At 55.7% G+C, this 23,556-nt stretch carries 24 protein-coding genes; 8 read left to right on the top strand and 16 right to left on the bottom strand.

Going from position 1 to position 23,556, the window contains the following annotated elements; translation table 11 throughout:
- Positions 1 to 20 precede the first annotated feature (20 nt).
- The 5 genes from BFG58_RS12655 to pepA all read right to left on the bottom strand — a co-directional run bounded on the left by BFG58_RS12655 (position 21) and on the right by pepA (position 6,680).
- Positions 21 to 1,040 carry an NAD(P)-dependent alcohol dehydrogenase gene (locus BFG58_RS12655; RefSeq protein ID WP_045910117.1) on the bottom strand — a complete coding sequence of 340 codons (1,020 nt, stop codon included), beginning with the start codon at positions 1,038 to 1,040 and terminating at the stop codon, positions 21 to 23.
- Between the two features lie 83 nt (positions 1,041 to 1,123).
- The gene (locus BFG58_RS12660) at positions 1,124 to 1,627 is read right to left on the bottom strand and encodes a GNAT family N-acetyltransferase (RefSeq protein ID WP_008502817.1); all 504 of its coding nucleotides are present in this window, start codon (positions 1,625 to 1,627) and stop codon (positions 1,124 to 1,126) included.
- A gap of 123 nt (positions 1,628 to 1,750) precedes the next feature.
- On the bottom strand, positions 1,751 to 4,606 hold the full coding sequence (locus tag BFG58_RS12665) for a valine--tRNA ligase (protein WP_069719904.1): 2,856 nt from the start codon (positions 4,604 to 4,606) through the stop codon (positions 1,751 to 1,753).
- Positions 4,606 to 5,049 (bottom strand): DNA polymerase III subunit chi, encoded by a 444-nt coding sequence (gene holC / locus BFG58_RS12670; protein ID WP_025912557.1) that lies wholly within the window; start codon positions 5,047 to 5,049, stop codon positions 4,606 to 4,608. The genes BFG58_RS12665 and holC overlap by 1 nt, the downstream gene beginning before the upstream one ends.
- Positions 5,050 to 5,168: 119 nt before the next feature.
- Positions 5,169 to 6,680: a leucyl aminopeptidase gene (pepA, locus tag BFG58_RS12675; RefSeq protein WP_024906344.1), complete on the bottom strand. Its 1,512-nt coding sequence runs from the start codon at positions 6,678 to 6,680 to the stop codon at positions 5,169 to 5,171.
- 266 nt (positions 6,681 to 6,946) lie between these two features.
- Between pepA and lptF the strand changes: the two genes are divergently transcribed.
- The 5 genes from lptF (at position 6,947) to mtgA (ending at position 13,206) form a co-directional block, all read left to right on the top strand.
- A complete protein-coding gene (gene lptF, locus BFG58_RS12680; RefSeq protein ID WP_045910115.1) occupies positions 6,947 to 8,047 on the top strand; it encodes an LPS export ABC transporter permease LptF in 1,101 nt (366 codons plus the stop codon).
- A complete protein-coding gene (gene lptG, locus BFG58_RS12685) occupies positions 8,047 to 9,129 on the top strand; it encodes an LPS export ABC transporter permease LptG (RefSeq protein WP_045910114.1) in 1,083 nt (360 codons plus the stop codon). The genes lptF and lptG overlap by 1 nt, the downstream gene beginning before the upstream one ends.
- Positions 9,130 to 9,264: 135 nt before the next feature.
- Positions 9,265 to 11,598 (top strand): aerobic respiration two-component sensor histidine kinase ArcB, encoded by a 2,334-nt coding sequence (gene arcB / locus BFG58_RS12690; RefSeq protein ID WP_045910113.1) that lies wholly within the window; start codon positions 9,265 to 9,267, stop codon positions 11,596 to 11,598.
- Positions 11,599 to 11,830: 232 nt separating this feature from the next.
- Positions 11,831 to 12,484 (top strand): isoprenoid biosynthesis glyoxalase ElbB, encoded by a 654-nt coding sequence (elbB, locus tag BFG58_RS12695; RefSeq protein ID WP_048029292.1) that lies wholly within the window; start codon positions 11,831 to 11,833, stop codon positions 12,482 to 12,484.
- Positions 12,481 to 13,206 carry a monofunctional biosynthetic peptidoglycan transglycosylase gene (gene mtgA / locus BFG58_RS12700; protein ID WP_069719905.1) on the top strand — a complete coding sequence of 242 codons (726 nt, stop codon included), beginning with the start codon at positions 12,481 to 12,483 and terminating at the stop codon, positions 13,204 to 13,206. The genes elbB and mtgA overlap by 4 nt, the downstream gene beginning before the upstream one ends.
- Positions 13,207 to 13,247: 41 nt before the next feature.
- Here mtgA and npr read toward each other — a convergent pair whose 3' ends face one another.
- From npr to BFG58_RS12755, 11 genes are all read right to left on the bottom strand, one after another.
- Positions 13,248 to 13,520, bottom strand: coding sequence for a PTS phosphocarrier protein NPr (gene npr, locus BFG58_RS12705; protein ID WP_003861872.1), 273 nt, complete (start codon positions 13,518 to 13,520; stop codon positions 13,248 to 13,250).
- Positions 13,517 to 14,371 carry an RNase adapter RapZ gene (rapZ, locus tag BFG58_RS12710; protein WP_045910110.1) on the bottom strand — a complete coding sequence of 285 codons (855 nt, stop codon included), beginning with the start codon at positions 14,369 to 14,371 and terminating at the stop codon, positions 13,517 to 13,519. The genes npr and rapZ overlap by 4 nt, the downstream gene beginning before the upstream one ends.
- A 45-nt stretch (positions 14,372 to 14,416) precedes the next feature.
- Positions 14,417 to 14,908: a PTS IIA-like nitrogen regulatory protein PtsN gene (ptsN, locus tag BFG58_RS12715; protein ID WP_008501443.1), complete on the bottom strand. Its 492-nt coding sequence runs from the start codon at positions 14,906 to 14,908 to the stop codon at positions 14,417 to 14,419.
- A gap of 82 nt (positions 14,909 to 14,990) precedes the next feature.
- The gene (hpf, locus tag BFG58_RS12720; RefSeq protein ID WP_013098943.1) at positions 14,991 to 15,278 is read right to left on the bottom strand and encodes a ribosome hibernation promoting factor; all 288 of its coding nucleotides are present in this window, start codon (positions 15,276 to 15,278) and stop codon (positions 14,991 to 14,993) included.
- 22 nt (positions 15,279 to 15,300) lie between these two features.
- On the bottom strand, positions 15,301 to 16,734 hold the full coding sequence (rpoN, locus tag BFG58_RS12725; protein WP_045910109.1) for an RNA polymerase factor sigma-54: 1,434 nt from the start codon (positions 16,732 to 16,734) through the stop codon (positions 15,301 to 15,303).
- A gap of 47 nt (positions 16,735 to 16,781) precedes the next feature.
- A complete protein-coding gene (gene lptB / locus BFG58_RS12730; RefSeq protein ID WP_008501446.1) occupies positions 16,782 to 17,507 on the bottom strand; it encodes an LPS export ABC transporter ATP-binding protein in 726 nt (241 codons plus the stop codon).
- A gap of 6 nt (positions 17,508 to 17,513) precedes the next feature.
- The gene (gene lptA / locus BFG58_RS12735) at positions 17,514 to 18,068 is read right to left on the bottom strand and encodes a lipopolysaccharide ABC transporter substrate-binding protein LptA (RefSeq protein WP_020883526.1); all 555 of its coding nucleotides are present in this window, start codon (positions 18,066 to 18,068) and stop codon (positions 17,514 to 17,516) included.
- Positions 18,037 to 18,612 carry an LPS export ABC transporter periplasmic protein LptC gene (gene lptC, locus BFG58_RS12740; protein ID WP_024906353.1) on the bottom strand — a complete coding sequence of 192 codons (576 nt, stop codon included), beginning with the start codon at positions 18,610 to 18,612 and terminating at the stop codon, positions 18,037 to 18,039. The genes lptA and lptC overlap by 32 nt, the downstream gene beginning before the upstream one ends.
- Positions 18,609 to 19,175, bottom strand: coding sequence for a 3-deoxy-manno-octulosonate-8-phosphatase KdsC (gene kdsC / locus BFG58_RS12745; RefSeq protein ID WP_008501449.1), 567 nt, complete (start codon positions 19,173 to 19,175; stop codon positions 18,609 to 18,611). The genes lptC and kdsC overlap by 4 nt, the downstream gene beginning before the upstream one ends.
- Positions 19,176 to 19,189: 14 nt before the next feature.
- Positions 19,190 to 20,176, bottom strand: coding sequence for an arabinose-5-phosphate isomerase KdsD (gene kdsD / locus BFG58_RS12750; RefSeq protein WP_008501450.1), 987 nt, complete (start codon positions 20,174 to 20,176; stop codon positions 19,190 to 19,192).
- A 13-nt stretch (positions 20,177 to 20,189) separates the two neighbouring features.
- Positions 20,190 to 21,167, bottom strand: coding sequence for a calcium/sodium antiporter (locus tag BFG58_RS12755; protein ID WP_045334591.1), 978 nt, complete (start codon positions 21,165 to 21,167; stop codon positions 20,190 to 20,192).
- A gap of 227 nt (positions 21,168 to 21,394) precedes the next feature.
- On the opposite strand from BFG58_RS12755, the gene mlaF reads away from it, so the two are divergent.
- From mlaF to mlaD, 3 genes are read left to right on the top strand one after another with little or no spacing between them, the layout of a single operon-like run.
- Complete coding sequence (mlaF, locus tag BFG58_RS12760) at positions 21,395 to 22,207, top strand: phospholipid ABC transporter ATP-binding protein MlaF (protein WP_008501452.1); 813 nt, start codon at positions 21,395 to 21,397, stop codon at positions 22,205 to 22,207.
- 7 nt (positions 22,208 to 22,214) lie between these two features.
- Positions 22,215 to 22,997, top strand: a complete 783-nt coding sequence (gene mlaE / locus BFG58_RS12765; protein WP_010436044.1) for a lipid asymmetry maintenance ABC transporter permease subunit MlaE — start codon at positions 22,215 to 22,217, stop codon at positions 22,995 to 22,997.
- 4 nt (positions 22,998 to 23,001) lie between these two features.
- Positions 23,002 to 23,550, top strand: coding sequence for an outer membrane lipid asymmetry maintenance protein MlaD (gene mlaD, locus BFG58_RS12770; protein ID WP_008501455.1), 549 nt, complete (start codon positions 23,002 to 23,004; stop codon positions 23,548 to 23,550).
- Positions 23,551 to 23,556 lie beyond the last annotated feature (6 nt).

Raw genomic sequence — 23,556 nt, forward strand, 5'->3', positions numbered from 1 at the left:
CATTACCCGGCACTGTCACATCAGAAATCTGCTTTCAACACCACGCGGTAACGGGCTTTGCCGTCGCGCACGTGCTGGATCGCTTCGTTGATTTTCGACATCGGATACAGTTCGGTGGTCGGCGCCACTTTGGTGCGTCCGGCGAATTTCATCAGTTTGCGCAACTCGTACGGCGTACCGGTTGCAGAACCGGATATGCTGCGATCCCCGCCGATCAGGGTAAACGCCGGAACCGGCAGCGGCTTCATCACCGCACCCACGGTGTGGAAGTTACCGCCGTAGGCCAACGCTTCAAAGTACGGCTGCCAGTCGAGATCGACGTTAACGGTGTTGATGATCAGGTCAAACTGGCCCGCCAGCGCGTTCAGCGCTTGCGGATCGCGGCTGTTCACCACTTTATCCGCCCCCATAGCCAGCACTTCTTTCTCTTTCGCCGGGTTCGAGCTGAACGCCGTGACTTCACAGCCCATCGCGTGCAGCAGCTTAATGGCAATATGCCCCAGCCCGCCGATACCGATGACGCCGACGCGGCTGGTGGCGGTGATATGGTGCATCAGCAGCGGTTTGAAGACGGTGATACCACCACACAGCAGCGGGCCGGCGGATTCGATATCAATGCTTTCCGGCAGCGGGATAACCCATTGCCAGTCGGCGCGCAGTTTATCGGCAAAACCGCCTTTGTTCAGAATGGTGGGAACGGCGCCTTCGAGGCAGTTGATCTGATTGCCGCTGATACAGGCATCGCAGTGACCACAGCTGCGCGCTGTCCAGCCAATGCCTACGCGCTGGCCCACTTTCAGCCCTTTGTCCTGCGCGGCGCTACCGAGCGCCACGACGCGGCCAATGACTTCGTGTCCGGCAACCAGCGGATAGCTGGAGAAGCCCCATTCGTTATCGATCATCGAGAGATCCGAGTGGCAGATCCCGCAGTAATCAACCTGTACTTCGACGTCTTCTGCTTTTAGTTCGCCCGCATCGTACTCGTACAGCTCAAGTTCTGCACCCGCCTGCAGTGCGGCGTAGCTTTTTATCTTCGACATCGTGTTTCCCCCGTTGTGGTGTGAACTGAGAGTGTAGAGCATTCAGTTTACAGCCGCTTAACAGAAGAGGGCAGGAACGAAAGTTACAGACTTTTCAGCATCCTGACTTCGCAATCAACGTGGCCGGTACAGCCCAGCGGCGCATCGATATGCTCAAAGCCCAGATGTTCATACAGGCCGATGGCCTCTTTGAGGAAGGCGGTCGTTTCCAGGTAGCAGCGGGTAAAGCCCTGCTTGCGCGCGTGGTCCAGCGCCATCAGCGCCAGCTTTTTGGCCAGTCCTTGTCCGCGTGCCGTTGGCAGGAAATACATTTTTTGCAGTTCGCAGATATCCGGCTCGCTGCAGCTGAGGGGCGCCACGCCGCCGCCGCCGACTACCTGGCCGTTCTGCTCGATGACCCAGTAGGCATGACCAGGCTGGCTGTAGAGCTGGAAAAGCGCGTCCAGATTCGGGTCGGCAACCGTGTAGCCCTTGTCAGCCGTCAGGCCATATTCGGCAGAAACGGTGCGAATAACGGCGGCGATAGCCGGGTTATCCTGCTCAGCGATCCGGCGCATCGTCGTCGCGACGGGGGTAATCACGCTCATAGCATTACTCATTACAAAAATTGACACATAACTGCTGTTAATAGCACCGCAGAAAGGGGAGTGCAAGCGAGGAGTTTTCAGGAAGGTTACCCCTTACGCCCTGAAGCGTAAGGGGTAAAAGCATTACAGGGCAGCGATAACCGCCTGCTGCTCAATCAGCTTGGTCTTCGCATCGGCGAAGGCAACCAGACGCTCACGCTCTTTCGCGATGACCGCTTCCGGCGCGCGGGCAACAAAGCCTTCGTTCGCCAGTTTGCTTTCGATTTTGCCAATTTCCACGTCGACTTTCGCCACTTCTTTCGCCAGACGAGCCAGCTCGGCGTCTTTGTCGATCAGACCTGCCATCGGGATCAGCAGCTCGGCACCGTCGATGATTTTGGTCACGGAAACCGGACCTTTATCATCCGCAGGCAGCACGGTGATGCTTTCCAGACGCGCCATGGTTTTCAGGAAGGTGTTGTTCTCGGTGACGCGACGAATAGCCGCTTCGCTGCAGCCGCGCAGCAGCAGCTCCAGCGGTTTGCCCGGGGCGATGTTCATTTCAGCACGAATGTTACGTACCGCCACGATCGCCTGCTTCAGCCACTCGGTATCCGCAGACGCCGCTTCATCGACTTTCGCCGCATCGAATGCCGGGAACGGTTGCAGCATGATGGTGTCGGCGTTGATGCCTGCAATCACCTTCACGCGCTGCCAGATGGTCTCGGTGATGAATGGAATAACCGGGTGCGCCAGGCGCAGTAGGCCTTCCAGAACGGTAATCAGCGTGTTGCGCGTACCGCGCAGCTCTGCCTCAGTGCCGCCGTTCATGACCGGCTTCGCCAGCTCCAGATACCAGTCACAGAACTGGTTCCAGGTGAATTCATACAAAATGCCCGCTGCGATGTCGAAGCGGTAGCTGTCCAGCGCCTCGCGGAACGCTTTCACCGTCTGGTTGAATTCCGCCAGGATCCAGCGGTCAGCCAGGGAGAGAGTCATCTCGCCGCCGTTGAAGCCGCAATCCTGATCTTCGGTGTTCATCAGCACGAAGCGGCTGGCGTTCCACAGCTTGTTACAGAAGTTACGGTAACCTTCCAGACGCTTCATGTCCCAGTTGATGTCACGACCGGTCGAGGCCAGTGCCGCCAGGGTGAAACGCAGGGCGTCGGTACCGTGAGCCTCAATCCCGTTCGGGAACTGCTTCTCGGTGCGCTTGCGGATTTTCTCCGCCAGCTGCGGCTGCATCATGTTGCCGGTGCGTTTTTCCAGCAGCTCTTCCAGAGAGATACCATCAACCATATCCAGCGGGTCGATGACGTTACCCTTGGATTTGGACATCTTCTGGCCTTCGTCGTCGCGGATCAGACCGGTCATGTAGACGGTATGGAACGGAACCTGCGGCTTGCCGTCTTCGTCTTTGATGAAGTGCATGGTCATCATGATCATGCGGGCAATCCAGAAGAAGATAATGTCGAAGCCGGACACCATCACGCTGGTTGGGTGGAACTGACGCAGCGCGTCGGTGTTTTCTGGCCAGCCGAGGGTGGAGAAGGTCCACAGCGCGGAGGAGAACCAGGTATCCAGCACGTCTTCGTCCTGACGCAGGGCAACGTCTGCGCTCAGGTTGTTTTCCTGACGCACTTCATCTTCGCTGCGGCCAACGTAAACGTTGCCGTCGTTGTCGTACCATGCCGGGATACGGTGACCCCACCACAACTGACGGGAGATACACCAGTCCTGAATATCGCGCATCCAGGAGAAGTACATGTTTTCGTACTGCTTCGGTACGAACTGAATGCTGCCGTTTTCAACCGCTTCCACAGCCGGTTTCGCCAGCACGTCGGCACGCACGTACCACTGGTCGGTCAGCATGGGCTCGATAACCACGCCACCACGGTCGCCGTACGGCACGGTCAGGTCGTGAGGCTTGATCTCTTCCAGCAGGCCCAGTGCGTCAACGGCAGCCACAATCGCTTTACGCGCGGCAAAGCGTTCCAGCTTCTGGAACTCGGCCGGGATGTCGCTGGAATAAACGTCGGATTCGTTGCCTTTGGTGTCGTACACTTCTGCGCTTTCGCGGATATCGCCGTCGAAGGTCAGAATGTTGATCATCGGCAGGGCGTGACGACGACCCACTTCATAGTCGTTGAAGTCGTGCGCCGGGGTGATTTTCACGCAGCCGGTGCCTTTTTCCATGTCGGCGTGTTCGTCGCCCACAATCGGAATACGGCGGTTTACCAGCGGCAGCAACACGAATTTGCCAATCAGATCTTTATAACGCGGATCTTCCGGGTTAACGGCCACGCCGGTATCGCCCAGCAGGGTTTCCGGACGGGTGGTCGCGACCACCAGGTAATCTTTACCGTCGGCGGTTTTTGCGCCGTCGGCCAGCGGATAGCGGATATGCCACATGGAGCCCTTGGACTCGCGGTTTTCCACTTCCAGGTCAGAAATTGCGGTGCGCAGTTTCGGATCCCAGTTGACCAGGCGTTTGCCACGGTAAATCAGGTCTTCTTTGTACAGACGGACGAAGACTTCTTTCACGGCGTTGGAGAGGCCTTCATCCATGGTGAAGCGCTCGCGCTCCCAGTCCACGGAGTTGCCGAGGCGGCGCATCTGGCGGGTAATCGTGCCGCCGGATTCCGCTTTCCACTGCCAGATTTTGTCGATGAACGCATCGCGACCGTAGTCGTGGCGGGTTTTCCCTTCTTCAGCGGCAATTTTACGCTCAACCACCATCTGGGTCGCGATACCCGCGTGGTCAGTCCCCGCCTGCCACAGGGTGTTTTTACCCTGCATGCGCTGGTAGCGGATCATGGTGTCCATGATGGTCTGCTGGAAAGCATGACCCATATGCAAACTGCCGGTGACGTTCGGCGGCGGGATCATGATGCAGAAGGACTCTTTGCTTTCGTCGCCGTTAGGCTTGAAATAGCCCTGCTGTTCCCAGTGCTCGTAAAGCGGCTGTTCGATATCGCGTGGGTTATATGTCTTTTCCATTATTTCCAGGTTGCCGTATTCAGGTTAAAACCAGCCAGGCGGTACGCTTTATAGCGTTCGCGCGCCAGTTGTTTCAAAGATTCTTCGTAAGGGACAAAGTCTACCACTTCTGTGAAAGCGGTGGCAAAATCTGCAAAATCTATCCGCAGGCTAATCAGAATGTCGCGCGCGCTGCTGTTGCGCTTTTGCGGCCAGGCAATTTCAACCGGTGCTCCGCCGCGTGGCCCTTCGCCTGACAGGTTATGCGGAACAAAACTCTCCGGCGGGCGAGCCCACAGCGCTTCATCGAGACGAATGGCCTGCTGCTCATCTTCACAGGCGATCAACACGCGTTTGCCTGCGCGCCAACGTTCTGCGGCAATTTCACACACCAGCTGTTCGACGGCGCTGAGGCCCTCCTGATGGGTGTCGTTGTCCAGAAGGTAGAACGTTGCATTCTTCATATATGGGGCTTCTTAGTTTTGGATTCAAATGCAAAGCCGGGTGGCGCTTCGCTTACCCGGCCTACGGTTGAATGACGTTGTAGGCCGGGTAAGGCGAAGCCGCCACCCGGCATTTTATATCATTCGTCGCCGTTAAAACCCGCACGATTGAGCAGGAACTGCGACAGCAGCGCTACCGGACGACCGGTTGCGCCTTTGGCCTTGCCGGAGCGCCATGCGGTACCCGCGATATCCAGGTGCGCCCAGTTGTACTTACGGGTGAAGCGCGCCAGGAAGCAGCCCGCGGTGATCGCCCCGCCAGGACGTCCGCCGATGTTCGCCATATCCGCGAAGTTAGACTCCAGCTGCTCCTGATATTCGTCACCCAGCGGCAGACGCCATGCGCGGTCACCGGCCTGCTCCGAGGCGCCAATCAGCTCGTGCGCCAGTGGATTGTGGTTCGACATCAGGCCGGTAATGTGGTGGCCCAGCGCAATCACACAGGCGCCGGTGAGCGTGGCGACGTCAATGACCGCTTCAGGTTCGAAGCGCTCAACGTAGGTCAGCACATCGCAGAGTACCAGACGGCCTTCGGCGTCGGTGTTCAGTACTTCTACGGTCTGGCCGGACATGGTGGTCAGGACGTCACCCGGACGATAAGCGCGACCTCCAGGCATGTTTTCGCAGCCCGCCAGAACGCCGATCACGTTGATGGGCAACTGAAGTTCCGCGACCATGCGCATGACGCCGTAAACCGCCGCCGCGCCGCACATGTCATACTTCATCTCGTCCATGCCTTCGGCAGGCTTGATGGAGATACCGCCGGAATCGAAGGTCAGGCCTTTACCGACCAGCACGACAGGGCGCGCGTCTTCGGCCGGGTTGCCCTTGTACTCGATGACGGACATCAGGGATTCGTTCTGCGAGCCGTTACCGACTGCCAGGTAAGAGTGCATTCCCAGCTCTTTCATCTGCTGTTCGCCGATGACGCGGGTAATGACGTTTTTGCTGTAGGCGTCGGCCAACTGACGTGCCTGAGAGGCCAGGTACGCCGCGTTACAGATGTTGGGTGGCATGTTGCCGAGATCTTTAGCCGCTTTAATGCCGGCAGCAATCGCCAGACCGTGCTGGATCGCGCGTTCGCCGCTGGTCAGTTCGCGGCGGGTTGGCACGTTGAAGACCATTTTACGCAGCGGACGACGCGGCTCGCTTTTATTGGTCTTCAGCTGATCGAAGCTGTACAGGCTCTCTTTTGCCGTTTCGACTGCCTGACGCACTTTCCAGTAGGTATTACGCCCTTTAACGTGCAGCTCGGTCAGGAAGCAGACGGCTTCCATTGAACCGGTATCATTCAGCGTATTGATTGTTTTCTGAATCACCTGCTTATACTGACGTTCATCCAGCTCGCGTTCTTTGCCGCAGCCAATCAGCAGAATGCGCTCTGAGAGTACGTTCGGAACATGGTGCAGTAACAGCGTCTGCCCAGGTTTGCCTTCCAGTTCGCCACGGCGCAGCAGGGCGCTAATATAGCCGTCACTGATTTTATCGAGTTGCTCGGCGATCGGGGAGAGTCGGCGTGGTTCAAAGACGCCCACAACGATGCAGGCACTCCGCTGTTTCTCCGGGCTACCGCTTTTTACACTGAACTCCATGCACTACGCTCCTGAATCTTAAAGACAACGGCGGCTGCTACGGATAGAATTGAAACCTTTCGTAACTCATGTCCGCTGTTGTGGTGACTTCGTGTTAATCTTACGTTACTACGGTTTCGACACGTCAGAAAAAGTCCTGAAGCGTGAATCCGCCGGATGTTTTAATCTTAGCGATGATTTCGACGACTCAAGAGAATAAATGACGTTTAAGCCATGAAACAAGCGATTTTCCAGCAAAGAGACGGGTTTTTACGGGCGTATTTAAAGTGATAATCATAAGATATCTGGTGCGGGAGACGCTCAAAAGCCAACTGGCGATCCTCTTCATCCTGCTGCTGATTTTTTTCTGTCAGAAGCTGGTTAAGATCCTCGGTGCGGCCGTTGACGGCGAAATTCCAACAAATCTGGTGCTTTCCCTGCTTGGTTTAGGGATCCCGGAAATGGCGCAGCTTATCCTGCCGCTAAGTCTTTTCCTTGGCCTGCTCATGACGCTTGGGAAACTCTATACCGAGAGTGAAATCACGGTGATGCATGCCTGTGGCCTGAGCAAAGCGGTCCTGGTGAAAGCCGCCATGATACTGGCGCTGTTCACGGGGATCGTTGCGGCGGTGAATGTGATGTGGGCGGGCCCCATGTCTTCCCGCCATCAGGACGAAGTGCTGGCCGAAGCGAAAGCCAACCCCGGCATGGCGGCGTTAGCCCAGGGGCAGTTCCAGCAGGCAACCGACGGAAACTCCGTGCTGTTTATTGAGAGCGTTGACGGCAGTAAATTCAACGATGTCTTCCTGGCGCAGCTGCGACCTAAAGGTAACGCGCGTCCTTCCGTGGTGGTGGCAGATTCCGGTCAGCTGGCTCAGCGCAAAGATGGTTCTCAGGTCGTGACGCTGAACAAAGGCACCCGTTTCGAAGGCACCGCGATGCTGCGTGACTTCCGCATTACGGATTTCCAGAACTATCAGGCCATTATCGGCCATCAGACGGTGTCGCTCGATCCAACGGATACCGAGCAAATGGACATGCGTACCCTCTGGAATACCGATACCAACCGCGCGCGCGCTGAGTTCCACTGGCGTATTACGCTCGTCTTCACCGTGTTTATGATGGCGCTGATTGTCGTTCCGCTGAGCGTGGTGAACCCGCGTCAGGGACGCGTGCTCTCTATGCTGCCGGCGATGCTGCTTTACCTGATCTATTTCCTGCTGCAAACCTCGATTCGCTCCAACGGCGCGAAGGGCAAGCTGGATCCCATGGTCTGGACGTGGTTCGTCAACAGCCTGTACATCTTACTGGCGCTGGGGTTAAACCTGTGGGATACGGTGCCTGTGCGCCGCATACGTGCCCGATTCTCGCGTAAAGGAGCCATCTAATGCAGGCGTTTGGCGTTCTTGATCGCTATATCGGTAAAACCATTTTTACCACCATCATGATGACGTTGTTCATGCTGGTGTCGCTCTCCGGCATTATCAAATTTGTCGATCAGCTGAAAAAAGCCGGGCAGGGGAGCTATGACGCGCTGGGCGCGGGGATGTATACCCTGCTCAGCGTGCCGAAAGATGTGCAGATCTTCTTCCCGATGGCGGCCCTGCTGGGGGCACTGCTGGGGCTGGGGATGCTAGCGCAGCGCAGCGAGCTGGTCGTTATGCAGGCCTCGGGTTTTACCCGCATGCAGGTCGCGCTGTCGGTAATGAAAACCGCCATCCCCCTGGTGTTGTTGACCATGGCGATTGGCGAGTGGGTCGCGCCGCAGGGCGAACAGATGGCGCGTAACTATCGTGCTCAGGCGATGTACGGCGGCTCACTGCTCTCGACTCAGCAAGGTTTATGGGCGAAAGACGGTAAAAACTTCGTCTACATCGAACGGGTGAAGGGGAATGATGAACTGGGCGGAGTGAGCATCTACGCTTTCGATGACCAGCGCCGTCTGCAGTCCGTTCGCCACGCCTCTTCGGCGAAGTTTGACGCCGAACATAAGCAGTGGCGGTTGTCCCAGGTTGATGAATCTAACCTGACCGATCCGAAACAGATTACGGGTTCTCAGACGGTAACCGGTACGTGGAAAACCAACCTGACGCCCGATAAGCTCGGCGTCGTGGCGCTGGATCCTGACGCGCTCTCCATAAGCGGTTTGCACAACTATGTGAAATACCTGAAGTCGAGCGGACAGGATGCGGGACGCTATCAGCTCAACATGTGGAGCAAAATCTTCCAGCCGATGTCCGTGGCGGTAATGATGCTGATGGCGCTGTCGTTTATCTTCGGCCCGTTGCGCAGCGTGCCGATGGGGGTTCGCGTCGTGACCGGCATCAGCTTCGGCTTTGTGTTCTACGTGCTCGATCAGATCTTCGGTCCGCTGACGCTGGTTTATGGCATTCCGCCGATTATCGGTGCGCTGCTGCCAAGCGCCAGCTTCCTCCTGATCAGTCTCTGGCTGCTGTTGAAACGCTCCTGATTGACCTTACCTCGCTTCCGGTTGCCCGGGAGCGAGGCTAATCTCCTGTTTCACCCCGCACTTTTTCTCACAACCTTCAACGTCCCGCCGCGAATTTGAGTATTATTGAGCGATAACGTCGTGAAGGGATCCTCTATGAAGCAAATTCGAATGCTTGCCCAGTATTACGTCGACCTGATGATGAAGCTTGGGCTGGTGCGTTTTTCCATGCTGCTTGCGCTGGCGCTGGTCGTTCTGGCCATTGTCGTGCAAATGGCGGTTACCATGGTTCTGCATGGTCAGGTCGAGAGTATCGACGTCATCCGCTCCATCTTCTTTGGCTTGCTCATTACGCCCTGGGCGGTCTATTTCCTTTCCGTAGTGGTTGAACAGCTGGAAGAGTCCCGTCAGCGTCTGTCTAAGCTGGTGGATAAACTGGAAGAGATGCGCGAGCGCGACCTGAAGCTCAACGTCCAGCTCAAAGACAACATTGCGCAGCTGAATCAGGAGATTTCAGATCGTGAGAAGGCGGAGGCCGAGCGTCAGGCCACCCTGGAGCAGCTGAAAATTGAAATGAAAGAGCGCGAGGTCACGCAGATCCAGCTTGAGCAGCAATCCTCCTTCCTGCGGTCGTTCCTGGATGCGTCGCCGGATCTGGTGTTCTACCGTAATGAAGATAAAGAATTTTCCGGCTGTAACCGGGCGATGGAGTTGCTTACCGGGAAAAGCGAGAAGCAGCTGATTCACCTGAAGCCGCAGGACGTTTACTCTGAAGAGGCGGCGGCCAAGGTCATGGAGACCGACGAAAAAGTCTTCCGTCATAACGTCTCGTTGACCTATGAACAGTGGCTGGATTACCCGGACGGACGCAAAGCCTGCTTTGAGATCCGTAAGGTGCCCTACTATGACCGTGTGGGCAAACGCCACGGCCTGATGGGCTTTGGCCGCGACATTACCGAGCGTAAGCGCTACCAGGATGCCCTGGAGCGCGCCAGCCGCGACAAGACCACTTTTATCTCCACCATCAGCCACGAGCTGCGTACGCCGCTCAACGGCATTGTCGGGCTGAGTCGTATTCTGCTGGATACCGACCTGACCGCAGAGCAGGAAAAATACCTCAAGACTATCCATGTCTCAGCGGTCACGCTGGGTAATATCTTCAATGATATTATTGATATGGATAAGATGGAGCGCCGTAAAGTTCAGCTTGATAACCAGCCGGTTGATTTCACCAGCTTCCTTGCCGATCTGGAAAACCTGTCCGGCCTGCAGGCGCAGCAGAAGGGCCTGAGCTTTGTTATGGAGCCCACCCTGCCGCTTCCGCATAAAGTGGTGACTGACGGCACGCGACTGCGCCAGATCCTGTGGAACCTGATCAGCAACGCGGTGAAATTCACCCAGAAGGGGCAGGTGGCGGTGCGTATCCGCTATGACGAAGGCGACATGCTGCACTTCGAGGTAGAGGACTCCGGAATTGGTATTCCGCAGGAGGAGCAGGACAAGATCTTTGCCATGTACTACCAGGTGAAAGACAGCAACGGCGGGAAACCGGCGACCGGAACAGGCATTGGCCTGGCGGTCTCTAAACGTCTGGCGAAGAGTATGGGTGGTGATATCACCGTAGCCAGCCAGCCGGGCAAAGGGTCAACCTTCACGCTGACGGTCCATGCGCCAGCGGTGGCGGAAGAGGTAGAAGATACCTTTGAAAATGATGATATGCCGCTGCCAGCCCTGCACGTCCTGCTGGTGGAAGATATTGAGCTGAACGTGATCGTGGCGCGCTCGGTGCTGGAAAAACTGGGCAACAGCGTGGATGTCGCGATGACCGGCAAAGCCGCGCTGGAGATGTTTAAACCCGGCGAATACGATCTTGTTCTGCTGGATATTCAATTACCGGATATGACCGGGCTGGATATCTCGCGCGAGTTGACGCGTCAGTACGCGGCCGACGAACTGCCGCCGCTGGTTGCCCTGACGGCAAACGTGCTGAAAGATAAAAAAGAGTATCTCGATGCCGGTATGGACGATGTACTCAGCAAGCCGCTGGCGGTGCCTGCTCTGACCGCTATGATCAAAAAGTTCTGGGATACCCATGATGAAGAGGAGAGCACCATGACGTCTGTTGATAGCGCAAAAGCCCAAACGATACTCGATACCGCGATGCTGGAGCAGTATATCGATCTGGTGGGGCCGAAACTGATTACCGACGGTCTGGCCGTGTTCGAAAAAATGATGCCGGGCTATCTGAGCGTGCTGGAATCCAACCTGACGGCCCGTGACCAGAAGGGGATCGTGGAAGAAGGACATAAAATCAAAGGTGCAGCCGGCTCTGTTGGTTTACGCCACCTGCAGCAGCTGGGGCAACAGATTCAGTCGCCTGATTTACCTGCATGGGAAGATAACGTGGGTGATTGGGTTGAAGAGATGAAGCAAGAGTGGCAAAACGATGTGGCGGTGCTTAAAGCCTGGGTTGACACCAGAAAAAAATGACCCCGGATTAACCGGGGTGCGCGAATACTGCGCCAACACCAGGGAAATCGTGGCTGCGCCTGTTTTTAAACGTTATTTTCGAAAGGGCGCTGCCTGAAAAATTTAGGCCGCACGCAGATAAGATAGCAAATCTTAAATGGTTTGTTACATGAATCAGTGAAATGTGTGAAGCATAGCGTTTTAATCAAAATTATTAATGTGCTTCAGCAAGTTGCAGAAAAGGATTGTCATGATGAAAAAGATTGGTGTCGTGCTCAGCGGATGTGGTGTTTACGATGGTTCTGAGATACACGAAGCCGTCATTACGCTGCTGGCCCTGGCTAAGCAGGGAGCAGAGGTGATTTGTTTTGCGCCGGACAAAAATCAGGCGGATGTGATTAACCATCTGACCGGTGAACCAATGGCGGAAACCCGTAACGTGCTGATTGAAGCCGCACGTATTGCGCGAGGTGATATCCATCCTCTTATTCAGGCTGACGCCGCAGAGCTTGATGCGCTCATTGTGCCGGGTGGATTTGGCGCGGCCAAAAATCTCAGTACCTTTGCTGCGCAGGGCGCGGAGTGTCAGATCGATCCTCATCTCAAAGCGCTGTCGCAGGCTATGCATGCGGCAGGGAAACCGCTGGGCTTTATCTGTATCGCACCGGCGATGTTGCCTAAGATTTTTGATTTCCCGCTGCGCCTGACCATCGGGACGGATATTGATACCGCGGAGATCGTCGAGGAAATGGGGGGCGAACACGTTCCGTGCCCGGTGGATGACATTGTGGTTGATGAAGATAATAAAATTGTCACCACGCCGGCCTATATGCTGGCGCAGAATATTGCAGAAGCGGCTACGGGAATCGAAAAGCTGGTCGCCCGCGTGCTGGTGCTGGCTGAATGAGTCGTCAATCCGGCGCAGGTGCGTGGGTAAAACGTACTTTATTGCGCATCGTTCTGGTGCTGGCGGTGTTTTGGGGCGGTGGACTCGCCCTGTTCAGCATTATGCCGGTCCCGTTCTCCGCCGTGATGGTTGAGCGTCAGCTCGGTGCGTGGCTCAGCGGTGATTTCAGCTATGTTGCCCATTCTGACTGGGTAAGCATGGACGAGATCTCGCCGTTCATGGGGCTGGCGGTCATCGCAGCGGAGGATCAGAAATTCCCGGAGCACTGGGGATTCGATGTGGCCGCGATTGAGAAGGCGCTGGCGCATAACGAACGTCATGAAAACCGCGTGCGTGGCGCGTCAACGTTGTCGCAGCAGACGGCCAAAAATCTGTTTCTGTGGGACGGCCGCAGCTGGGTGCGAAAGGGGCTGGAAGCGGTATTAACCCTGGGCATGGAAACGGTCTGGAGCAAAAAGCGCATTCTGACCGTGTATCTCAACGTTGCCGAGTTTGGCGACGGGGTATTTGGTGTCGAAGCCGCATCACAACGCTATTTTAATAAACCCGCCAGCAAGCTGAGCATGTCGGAGGCGGCGCTGCTCGCGGCTGTTTTGCCTAATCCCCTCCGTTTTAAAGCCAGTGCCCCATCAGGATACGTGCGTAGCCGTCAGGCGTGGATCATGCGCCAGATGCGTCAGTTGGGAGGAGAAGGGTTTATGGAGAGCAACAAACTTATGTAGGGCGGGTAAGCGCAGCGCCACCCGCCTGAAGGGGAGAGACCTTAATCTTCGTCGAACCCCGCGTTAAACAGCGCAATCACCGCCGCCAGCGCTTCCTCTTCCTGAGGGCCGGTGGCTTCGACTTCAATCTGACGCCCTTTGGCGGAATCCAACATCAGCAGCGCGATCACGCTGTTCGCTTCCGCTTCGGTACCTTCGTCATTCCGCAGCAGAACTTCTGCATCGAAACCCTGCATCAGCTCAAACAGCTTCATCGCCGGGCGCGCATGCATGCCCAGCTTATTGGTGATCTCAACGGTCTGTTTTACGGTCATGTTTTACGTTTTTCCAGCGTGCGATGACGGGACTGAACGTTCTTCCCGCGCGAGCGGAAATAGTCGGCCAGCTGTTCGGCGATATAAACCGAACGATGTTTACCGCCGGTACAGCCAATCGCTACCGTCAGGTAGCTACGATTGTTTGTCTCCAGCATAGGTAACCATAGCTCAAGGTAGCTTCGCGTCTGGTAGATAAAATTGTGAACTTCTGTGTGCCTGTCGAGGAAGGCCGCGACGGGTTTATCCAGACCGGTCATAGGACGCAGTTTCGGATCCCAGTGCGGGTTCGGCAGGAAGCGCACGTCGAAAACATAATCCGCATCGATCGGGATACCGTGCTTGAAGCCAAAGGATTCGAACACCATCGTCAGTTCGCGCTCGCGTTTACCCAACAACCGGGTACGCAGCATTTCAGCCAGCTCGTGAACGGACATCTCAGAGGTGTCGACAATCAGGTCGGCACGAGAACGCAGCGGCTCCAGCAGATCGCTCTCTTCATCGATAGCACTCTCCAGAGAGAGGTTCTTACTGGAAAGCGGGTGCAAACGACGGGTATCGCTGTAGCGGCGGATCAGGGTATTACGGTCTGCATCAAGGAACAGCAGCTGCGGCGAGAATGCGTCGGGCAGGTTACTCATGGCCTGTTCGAAGATCTCTGGCGATTCAGGCATGTTACGAACGTCGATACTGACGGCGGCCGAGGTTTGTCTCTCCGCCAGCGTACGGGCCAGTTCGGGCAACAACACGACCGGCAGGTTATCGACGCAGTAAAAACCCATGTCTTCCAGCGCGCGCAGAGCAACGGATTTCCCCGACCCTGAACGGCCACTGACAATCATCAGCACCATGTTCCGTTTCTCCTCAGGACAACAGATGTGAAGGCCATCTCCTGGTTATGCATCATCCTGATTGCCTTCTGCTTCAGTGATAATTTGATAGAGCTCTTCATCACTTTGAGCCGAGCGTAGTCGACGGCAAATGGTTTTGTCAGCCAGACGCTTGGCGACCAGCGACAGCGTATGCAGATGGGTTTTCGTCTGGTCAGCAGGCACCAGCAGCGCGAAGAGGAGATCGACGGGCTGGTTATCAATGGCATCGAAGGCGATCGGTGTTTCAAGCTGCACAAACACACCGACGGCACGCAGGGTATCCTCTTCCAGTTTGCCATGCGGGATCGCGATGCCGTTGCCGATACCGGTACTGCCCATCTTTTCACGGGTCAGAATCGCTTCGAACACCACCTGCGGCGGCAGGCCCAGCTGTTTTGCGGCCAGTTCACTGATGATCTCCAGCGCACGTTTTTTGCTCTGGCAGTGAACCGCACTGCGGGTACATTCCTGGTTAAGGACATTGCTCAGTTGAAGAGCGGAATCGTTGTTCATCATAATTTCACCTAAGCGCTAACTGTACAAATGGCCTGTTGTGTTTCACAACAGGCCGTCCTGCACCCGTTAACTGCCCGGACAATTAGTGTTGTTTCAGTTTATCTTTATGTTTATTGAGCTGTCGCGCAAGCTTATCAATCAAGCCGTCGATAGCAGCGTACATGTCTTGCCCTTCCGCACTGGCATGCAGTTCACCCCCGTTAACATGCAGGGTGGCATCCGAGATATGAGTCACTTTCTCCACTTTCAACACAATATAGACCTGATTGATCCTTTCGAAATACTGCTCGAGTTTTGCAAACTTCGTGTTCACAAAGTCGCGTAAAGCCTCAGTAATTTCGACGTTTTGTCCAGTGATGTTGAGCTGCATAGTGTCTTCCTTATCGGTTGTGTCAGACCAGCTGTTTACGCTGGTTGGACGGCGGAATGGATAAAGACTCTCGATACTTCGCAACAGTACGACGTGCCACCATAATACCCTGATCGGACAGCATGGTGGTTAACTTACTGTCGCTTAGCGGCTTCGCGGGGTTCTCCGCGGCGATCAACTTCTTCACCAGGGCACGAATGGCCGTGGACGACGCTTCGCCGCCGCCCTCGGTATTCACATGGCTGGAGAAGAAATACTTAAGCTCAAAAATACCGCGTGGACTGTGCAGATACTTCTGCGTGGTGACACGGGAAATGGTTGATTCATGCATCTCGACGGCCTGGGCGATATCCGCCAGCACCATCGGTTTCATATACTCTTCACCCTGCTCAAAGAACGCCTGCTGCTGTTCGACAATGCAGCGGCTGACGCGTAGCAGCGTATCATTTCGGCTCTCCAGACTTTTGATCAGCCATCGCGCTTCCTGCAAATTGCTACGAATATATTGATTGTCCGAGTCGTTACGCACGCTGGTGCACATGGAGGCATACTGCTGGTTGATTTGCAGGCGAGGGATACTGTCAGAGTTCAGTTCAACGACCCAGCGGCCGTTATTTTTTCTGACCAGCACATCCGGGATCACGTACTCGGGTTCGCTGGTCTGGATCGACTGACCGGGGCGCGGATCGAGCGACTGGATCAGATTCACCGCTTCTTTCAGCACCTCTTCTTTCAGGCGCGTGACGCGCATCAGGGTGCGGAAATCGTGGTTCGCCAGCAGATCAAGATGATCGCTGATGATTACGCGCGCCTCGTCGAGCCATGGCGTCTCTTTGCTGAACTGAGAAAGCTGGATCAGCAGGCAGTCGCGCAGATCTTTTGCGGCTACGCCTACCGGATCGAAACGCTGGATGCGCTTCAGAACGGCTTCAACTTCCTCAAGCTCAATCTCGTCGTCGCCCATGCTTTCCAAAATATCGTCCAGCGTGACGGTCAAATAGCCAGTGTCGTCAACGGCATCGACAATTGACGTGGCAATCGCGCGGTCGGTATCGGAGAAGGGGGTGAGTTCCACCTGCCACATCAGGTAATCCTGCAGCGACTGGGTGGTTTCTCCCTGATAGACCGGTAGCTCATCGTCCTGGTAGTCTGCACGCGTACCGGAAGGGGTGCCGGCGGTGTAGATTTCATCCCAGCTGGCATCCAGCGGAAGCTCGTCGGGCATCTCTTTTTGTTCGAGTGCATCCGCGGTATCGAGCGCTTCTGTATCCTGCGATTGCTGGGTATCTACCTCGTCATGAAGATCGGTTTGTTCCAGCAGGGGGTTGCTGTCCAGCGCCTGCTGGAGCTCCTGCTGAAGTTCTAACGTGGACAGTTGCAACAGGCGAATTGCCTGCTGTAGCTGCGGCGTCATCGCCAGTTGTTGGCTGAGCCTTAATTGCAAACCTTGCTTCATGTTCAGAGCATTTTTCTCCGGTTCGGCGTTACGTTACCTCTACCCTATCAGAGTCTGAAGTCTTCCCCAAGATAGACGCGCTTAACATGATCGTCTTCGAGGATCTGCTGCGGCGTACCGTGGGCGATCAGATTGCCCTGGCTCACAATATAGGCGCGTTCACACACGGCCAGCGTTTCACGCACGTTGTGGTCGGTGATCAGTACGCCAAGCCCGCTGTCGCGCAGGTGTTCAATGATACGTTTGATGTCGATAACGGAGATCGGGTCAACGCCCGCAAACGGTTCATCCAGCAGGATAAATTTCGGGTTTGCGGCCAGCGCACGCGCAATCTCAACACGACGGCGTTCGCCCCCGGAGAGTGCCTGACCGAGGCTGTCGCGCAGATGCTCGATGTGGAACTCTTCCATCAGCTCGTTGGCACGATCCTGACGCTGTTCGTTGGTCAGATCGTTACGAATTTGCAGGACCGCCATCAGGTTGTCGTAAACGCTGAGACGACGGAAAATGGAGGCTTCTTGCGGTAGATAGCCGATCCCGCGACGCGCGCGCGCGTGGAGCGGCAGAAGGCTGATGTCTTCATCGTCAATGATAATGTTGCCGGCATCGCGCGGCACAATACCCACGACCATGTAGAAGGTTGTCGTTTTACCCGCACCGTTCGGGCCTAGCAGCCCCACGATTTCGCCGGAGTTAACGGTCAGACTGACATCTTCTACGACACGGCGGCCCTTATAGGCCTTCGCGAGATTTTTTGCAGTTAATGTTGCCATAACGAATTAGTTACTCTTCTTCTGTGCCGGGGCCTGGCCCTTGCCTTTATCCTGCAGCTGCGACGGAACCAGAACGGTGGTGACGCGTTTGCCTTTCTCGCTGGAGGCCTGCATTTTTTGCTCTTTAACCAGATAGGTAATCTGGTCGCCGGTAATGTTGCTGTCCAGCTGTTCCAGATAGGCATTTCCGGTCAGGATGACCAGGTCCTTCGCCAGCTCATAGTGCATGTGCGTGGCGCGGCCTTTCACCGGCTTGCCGTTGTCCTGCATCTGGTAGAAGGTCGCCGGATTACCATAGCCATCGATAATCTCTTTGCCCTGCTCGCCACCCGGACGGGTCACGACCACTTTGTCGGCGTTGATTTTGATGGTGCCCTGGGTCATGACGACGTTACCCGTGAAGGTGACGACGTTACCCTGCATATCGAGAGACTGGGTGTCGGACTCGATATGGATCGGCTGGTCGGTATCGCCCGTTACAGCAAGCGCGGGGAGACTGGTCGCCAGCATCGCGCTGGCGATAATTACTTTAAGGCTGAGTTTGTTTGTTTTGAATTTCATAGGAGGTTCTAACCTTTTCAATCAGCTCGGCGTTCTTGCTGCGTAAGTTCCCGCGCATTCTCAAACCGCTGGAATTAAATGTTGTGCCATACAGTGTGACCAGATCCTGCGACGTCACGTCCTGGGTTACCAGGTTGATCTGGGCATTATCCGTCGTAATTTTTCGCAGTTGCGAGTCGGCGGTCAGGGCGTTGACTTCAACGTGACCATACAGATAAAGCATACGGTCATTTGTCAGTTTTGCCCGATCTGACTTAATTGACCACGTCGGAACTTTGTCCTTATCAAAGGTGGTCATGACAGGCTGGGTAAACCACGAAATACCGTCATCTGAAAAATATTCAACATGCTGGGCAATCAGGCGATAGTTCAGCGCGCCTTCCGGGCTGTAGACCACGGTGTCGCTGTGATCGCTTTTATAGGTTGGATCGTTATTGTTGATCACTTCCGTTTGCGTATCGTCGCGATCGGCAAGGTTCACGCCAATCAATACCAGTGCGACAAGCGAAAGCAAAATGATAATCCAACGTCTGGTTTTACTCATATCGATTGCCCTTTGGCCTCATCAAGCTTGCCCTGCGCCAGCAGAAGCAGATCGCAGACTTCACGGACAGCGCCGCGGCCACCGTTGATGTGGGTAACGTAGTCGGCGCGCGGGATCAGCAACGGATGCGCATCGGCAACGGCGATGCTCAGCCCAACTTCAGCCATCACGGGCCAGTCAATCAGGTCGTCCCCGACGTAGGCCACGTTTTCCGGCGCGATAGCCAGTTTACCCAGTAAATCATTGAACGCCGCCATCTTATCGGACTGGCCCTGATACAGATGGGTAATACCTAAGGTTTCACAGCGGTCTTCTACCAGTTTAGCGTTTCGCCCGGTGATGATCGCCACCTCAATCCCCGAGGTGAGCGCACAGCGGATACCGTAGCCATCGCGAACGTTAAACGCCTTCAGCTCTTCACCATTATTGCCCATGTAAATCAGGCCGTCGGAGAGGACCCCATCCACATCCAAGATCAGCAGACGAATGTTTTCCGCCTTTGCCATCATCTGTGTACTGACCGGCCCATAACAGGTTGCAAGGGATGCACCCGCATTACTCATTGTCTTATCCTTCATTACACTACGCCTGCGCGCAGCAGATCATGCATATGTACCACACCCAGCAACTGGTCGCCATCGGCAACCATAACGGAGGTGATATGGCGGGACTGCATCAGGTTCAGCACGTCCACGGCCAGCGTACCCGGACGGACGCGGATGCCGCCGGGCGTCATCACATCGGCAATACCGAGCGTGCGGACATCGACACCCATATCGAACACGCGACGCAGGTCGCCATCGGTGAAGATCCCCTGAATTTTCATAAGATCGTCGCACACGACCGTCATCCCCAGATTCTTGCGGGTGATTTCCAGCAGCGCATCACGCAGGGAGGCTTCTTTACTGACGTGAGGGATCTCATCCCCGGTGTGCATAATATCGTTTACCCGCAGCAGGAGCTTGCGCCCCAGCGCGCCGCCCGGGTGGGACAGCGCGAAATCTTCCGGCGTAAAGCCACGGGCTTCAAGCAGCGCCACGGCAAGCGCATCGCCCATAACCAGTGCCGCGGTGGTGCTGGAGGTCGGCGCCAGGCCGAGCGGACAGGCCTCTTTGGGAACCTTCACGCACAGGTGAATATCGGCTGCGCGCGCCATGCTGCTTTCCGGACGGCTGGTCATGCAAATCAGCGGCACCTGCAGTCGCTTCAGTACCGGGATCAGCGCCAGGATTTCATTGGACTCACCGGAGTTGGAGAGCGCGATGACGATATCCTGCGGCGTGACCATACCCAGGTCCCCGTGCGCGGCTTCCCCCGGGTGGACAAAGAAGGACGAGGTGCCGGTACTGGCAAAGGTTGCCGCCATTTTGCGTCCAATGTGGCCGGACTTGCCCATCCCCATCACCACGACTTTGCCGGCACAGTAGAATATCTTCTCACATGCCAGACTAAAATCCTGATTTATGTACTGATCTAACTGCGCCAGACCTTCACGTTCAATCTCCAGAACGTCTTTGCCTGCTTTCTGAAAGTCAAAACCCGGCTGCAATTCTATTTGCGACATAATGCGTTTCCGTTTACCCAGAGAGAAGAGGCGAGAGCCAGTACAGCATCGCCATCCATACGATAAATCCACCCGTCAGCAGCGCGCCTGCGCCTTTACCGATCTGTCGTTGCCGCCGCCAGCAGAGCAGGGCAAAAATCACGCTGACCAGCAACATCACGCCGTAATCACGTGAGAACGCCAGGGGATTAAAGGGCCCTGGCGAAATCAGGGCTGGCAGGCCCATCACAATGGCGATATTAAAAATGTTAGAGCCGATGATATTACCAATGGCAATGTCATCCTCACCTTTACGGGCCCCCGCAATGGCGGTGGCCAGCTCCGGCAGGCTGGTGCCGATGGCAATCACCGTCAGGCCAATGGTCAGCTCGCTGATGGCAAAATAGTTCGCCAGCACCGTCGCGTTATCCACGACCATGCGCGTTGCCATCGGCATGATGATCAGCGCGACGCCCAGCCAGAGCAGGGCAACAGGCAGCGTGCCTTCTCGTGGAAGCTCGGCGACCTGCTCACGCGTGAGGCTATCCTGACCCTGCTTTTCAGCCTGACGGGCGATTTTAACACTATACAGCAGCCAAATAACGGCCAGCGCCAGCAAGAAAATGCCGTCGCTGTAGCTCAGTACGCCATCGTAAAATACGCACCCTGCCAGCAGGCTTACGAGTAACATTAGCGGCAATTCACGGCGCAGAACATCAGAATGCACGCGAAATGGATGGAGCAGCGCGGCCAGGCCCAAAATCAATAAAATATTGACGATGTTAGAGCCAATCGCGGTGCCGACTGCCAGGTCTACCTGGCCATGCAGCGATGCCGAGACAGAGACGATGATTTCAGGAAGTGACGTTCCTACGCTGACCACGGTCATCCCGATGACGACAGGCGGTACGCCACTCAGGCGACACAGGATAGATGCAGCAAACACTAAACGGTCAGCACTGTAGACCACCAATAGTAAACCAATTATTAACAGTGCTGTTGCTAAAAGCATCAAAAGTCCTTTCTTCAGGTATACTCGTCGGTCCATTGCTCCGGAATGGCTGGACTGCATACAGTCTGAGGCGTAACGAATTCCTAATTTTGACTTTATGCGCCGGAAAAGTAAAACAAATGCCAGCTTTCGCTAACCTCTACGGTTATTATTCTGTAAAAATGCTGAGTTTAGGGCTGATTCAGGCTACATGCCTTAACGTGAGCAGGATAAGAAAGGAACCATAAATGAGCCAAACCATGGCGAATTTAGTCGATGTCCGCGGGGTGAGTTTTTCTCGCGCCAACAGATTGATATTTGATGATATTTCGTTGACCGTGCCGCGTGGCAAGATCACTGCCATCATGGGGCCGTCCGGGATCGGTAAAACGACCCTGCTTCGCCTTATTGGCGGGCAGATCCCACCGGATAGCGGTGAGATCCTCTTTGATGGCGAAAACATCCCGGAGATGTCACGCTCGCGCCTGTATACTGTTCGCAAACGCATGAGCATGCTCTTTCAGTCGGGGGCCTTGTTCACCGACATGAACGTCTTTGATAACGTGGCCTATCCGCTGCGCGAGCATACCAGCCTGCCGCCTGCGCTGCTGAAAAGCACGGTGATGATGAAGCTTGAAGCCGTCGGGCTGCGGGGCGCCGCGAAACTGATGCCTTCGGAGCTGTCCGGCGGGATGGCGCGTCGTGCCGCGCTGGCGCGCGCCATCGCACTAGAACCTGATTTAATCATGTTCGACGAACCGTTTGTCGGGCAGGATCCCATCACGATGGGCGTGCTGGTGAAGCTCATCTCTGAACTGAATAGCGCGCTTGGCGTCACCTGCATTGTGGTGTCTCACGATGTACCTGAAGTGCTGAGCATTGCCGATTACGCCTACATCGTAGCGGACAAAAAGATCGTCGCACACGGTAGCGCCCAGGCGCTGCAGGAAAATTGCGATCCACGCGTGCGGCAGTTCCTTGACGGTATTGCCGATGGCCCTGTGCCGTTCCGCTACCCGGCGGGCGACTATCGTGACGATTTACTGGGAATAGGGAGTTAAGCCACTCATGCTGTTAAATGCGTTGGCCGCTCTCGGACACCGTGGCATAAAAACCATCAGGACGTTCGGGCGTGCCGGATTGATGTTATTCAACGCGCTGGTCGGCAAGCCGGAATTCCGTAAGCACGCGCCGCTATTGGTGCGGCAGCTTTATAATGTCGGCGTGCTGTCGATGCTCATCATCATTGTCTCCGGTCTGTTTATCGGGATGGTGCTGGGTCTGCAGGGCTACCTGGTGCTGACAACCTACAGTGCGGAAACCAGCCTCGGGATGCTGGTGGCGCTCTCGCTGCTGCGTGAACTGGGGCCCGTTGTGGCGGCGCTGTTGTTCGCCGGTCGCGCGGGGTCAGCCTTAACCGCTGAAATTGGCCTGATGCGCGCGACTGAGCAGCTCTCCAGCATGGAGATGATGGCGGTCGATCCGCTGCGTCGCGTGATTTCGCCGCGTTTCTGGGCGGGGGTTATCTCTTTACCGCTGCTGACGATACTGTTTGTCGCCGTGGGTATCTGGGGCGGTTCGCTGGTTGGCGTGCACTGGAAAGGCATTGACGCCGGTTTCTTCTGGTCTGCCATGCAGGACGCCATTGACCTGCGAATGGATCTGGTTAACTGCCTGATTAAGAGCGTGGTATTTGCCATTACGGTTACCTGGATTGCATTGTTTAATGGTTACGATGCGATTCCGACGTCGGCGGGCATTAGCCGCGCTACTACACGTACAGTCGTTCATTCGTCGCTGGCCGTACTGGGTCTGGATTTTGTGCTCACCGCACTGATGTTTGGGAATTGAGTTCATGCAAACGAGAAAAAATGAAATTTGGGTCGGTGTATTCCTGCTGCTGGCGCTGCTGGCCGCGCTGTTTATCTGCCTGAGAGCGGCAGATATCACGTCTGTACGCACCGAGCCGACGTATCGCATCTATGCCACCTTCGATAACATCGGCGGGCTGAAGGCGCGTTCACCGGTCCGTATTGGCGGCGTGGTGATCGGCCGCGTATCTGACATTACGCTGGATGAGAAGACCTATCTGCCGCGCGTCGCGATGGATATCGAAGAGCGTTACAACCACATTCCGGACACCAGCTCCCTGTCTATCCGGACTTCCGGTCTGCTGGGCGAACAATATCTGGCGCTTAACGTCGGTTTTGAAGACCCCGAGCTGGGAACGACTATCCTTAAGGACGGGAGCGTGATCCAGGACACCAAGTCCGCCATGGTGCTGGAAGATATGATTGGTCAGTTCCTTTACAACAGTAAAGGGGATGATAAAAAGTCTGACAATGCCCCTGCGCAGAGTGAAGACCATACCAATGCCGCGCCGACCCCAGGTGCTGCGAATTAATATCAG

The sequence above is a fragment of the Enterobacter sp. ku-bf2 genome (assembly GCF_001742765.1).
GTDB lineage: Bacteria > Pseudomonadota > Gammaproteobacteria > Enterobacterales > Enterobacteriaceae > Enterobacter > Enterobacter quasiroggenkampii.

Excerpts from the sequence above, each read along its gene's own strand:
- BFG58_RS12655 (WP_045910117.1), bottom strand. The coding sequence starts at position 1,040 with ATGTCGAAGATAAAAAGCTACGCCGCACTGCAGGCGGGTGCAGAACTT.
- BFG58_RS12660 (WP_008502817.1), bottom strand. The coding sequence starts at position 1,627 with ATGAGCGTGATTACCCCCGTCGCGACGACGATGCGCCGGATCGCTGAG.
- BFG58_RS12665 (WP_069719904.1), bottom strand. The coding sequence starts at position 4,606 with ATGGAAAAGACATATAACCCACGCGATATCGAACAGCCGCTTTACGAG.
- holC (WP_025912557.1), bottom strand. The coding sequence starts at position 5,049 with ATGAAGAATGCAACGTTCTACCTTCTGGACAACGACACCCATCAGGAG.
- pepA (WP_024906344.1), bottom strand. The coding sequence starts at position 6,680 with ATGGAGTTCAGTGTAAAAAGCGGTAGCCCGGAGAAACAGCGGAGTGCC.
- lptG (WP_045910114.1), top strand. The coding sequence starts at position 8,047 with ATGCAGGCGTTTGGCGTTCTTGATCGCTATATCGGTAAAACCATTTTT.
- arcB (WP_045910113.1), top strand. The coding sequence starts at position 9,265 with ATGAAGCAAATTCGAATGCTTGCCCAGTATTACGTCGACCTGATGATG.
- elbB (WP_048029292.1), top strand. The coding sequence starts at position 11,831 with ATGAAAAAGATTGGTGTCGTGCTCAGCGGATGTGGTGTTTACGATGGT.
- mtgA (WP_069719905.1), top strand. The coding sequence starts at position 12,481 with ATGAGTCGTCAATCCGGCGCAGGTGCGTGGGTAAAACGTACTTTATTG.
- npr (WP_003861872.1), bottom strand. The coding sequence starts at position 13,520 with ATGACCGTAAAACAGACCGTTGAGATCACCAATAAGCTGGGCATGCAT.
- rapZ (WP_045910110.1), bottom strand. The coding sequence starts at position 14,371 with ATGGTGCTGATGATTGTCAGTGGCCGTTCAGGGTCGGGGAAATCCGTT.
- ptsN (WP_008501443.1), bottom strand. The coding sequence starts at position 14,908 with ATGATGAACAACGATTCCGCTCTTCAACTGAGCAATGTCCTTAACCAG.
- hpf (WP_013098943.1), bottom strand. The coding sequence starts at position 15,278 with ATGCAGCTCAACATCACTGGACAAAACGTCGAAATTACTGAGGCTTTA.
- rpoN (WP_045910109.1), bottom strand. The coding sequence starts at position 16,734 with ATGAAGCAAGGTTTGCAATTAAGGCTCAGCCAACAACTGGCGATGACG.
- lptB (WP_008501446.1), bottom strand. The coding sequence starts at position 17,507 with ATGGCAACATTAACTGCAAAAAATCTCGCGAAGGCCTATAAGGGCCGC.
- lptA (WP_020883526.1), bottom strand. The coding sequence starts at position 18,068 with ATGAAATTCAAAACAAACAAACTCAGCCTTAAAGTAATTATCGCCAGC.
- lptC (WP_024906353.1), bottom strand. The coding sequence starts at position 18,612 with ATGAGTAAAACCAGACGTTGGATTATCATTTTGCTTTCGCTTGTCGCA.
- kdsC (WP_008501449.1), bottom strand. The coding sequence starts at position 19,175 with ATGAGTAATGCGGGTGCATCCCTTGCAACCTGTTATGGGCCGGTCAGT.
- kdsD (WP_008501450.1), bottom strand. The coding sequence starts at position 20,176 with ATGTCGCAAATAGAATTGCAGCCGGGTTTTGACTTTCAGAAAGCAGGC.
- BFG58_RS12755 (WP_045334591.1), bottom strand. The coding sequence starts at position 21,167 with ATGCTTTTAGCAACAGCACTGTTAATAATTGGTTTACTATTGGTGGTC.
- mlaF (WP_008501452.1), top strand. The coding sequence starts at position 21,395 with ATGAGCCAAACCATGGCGAATTTAGTCGATGTCCGCGGGGTGAGTTTT.
- mlaE (WP_010436044.1), top strand. The coding sequence starts at position 22,215 with ATGCTGTTAAATGCGTTGGCCGCTCTCGGACACCGTGGCATAAAAACC.
- mlaD (WP_008501455.1), top strand. The coding sequence starts at position 23,002 with ATGCAAACGAGAAAAAATGAAATTTGGGTCGGTGTATTCCTGCTGCTG.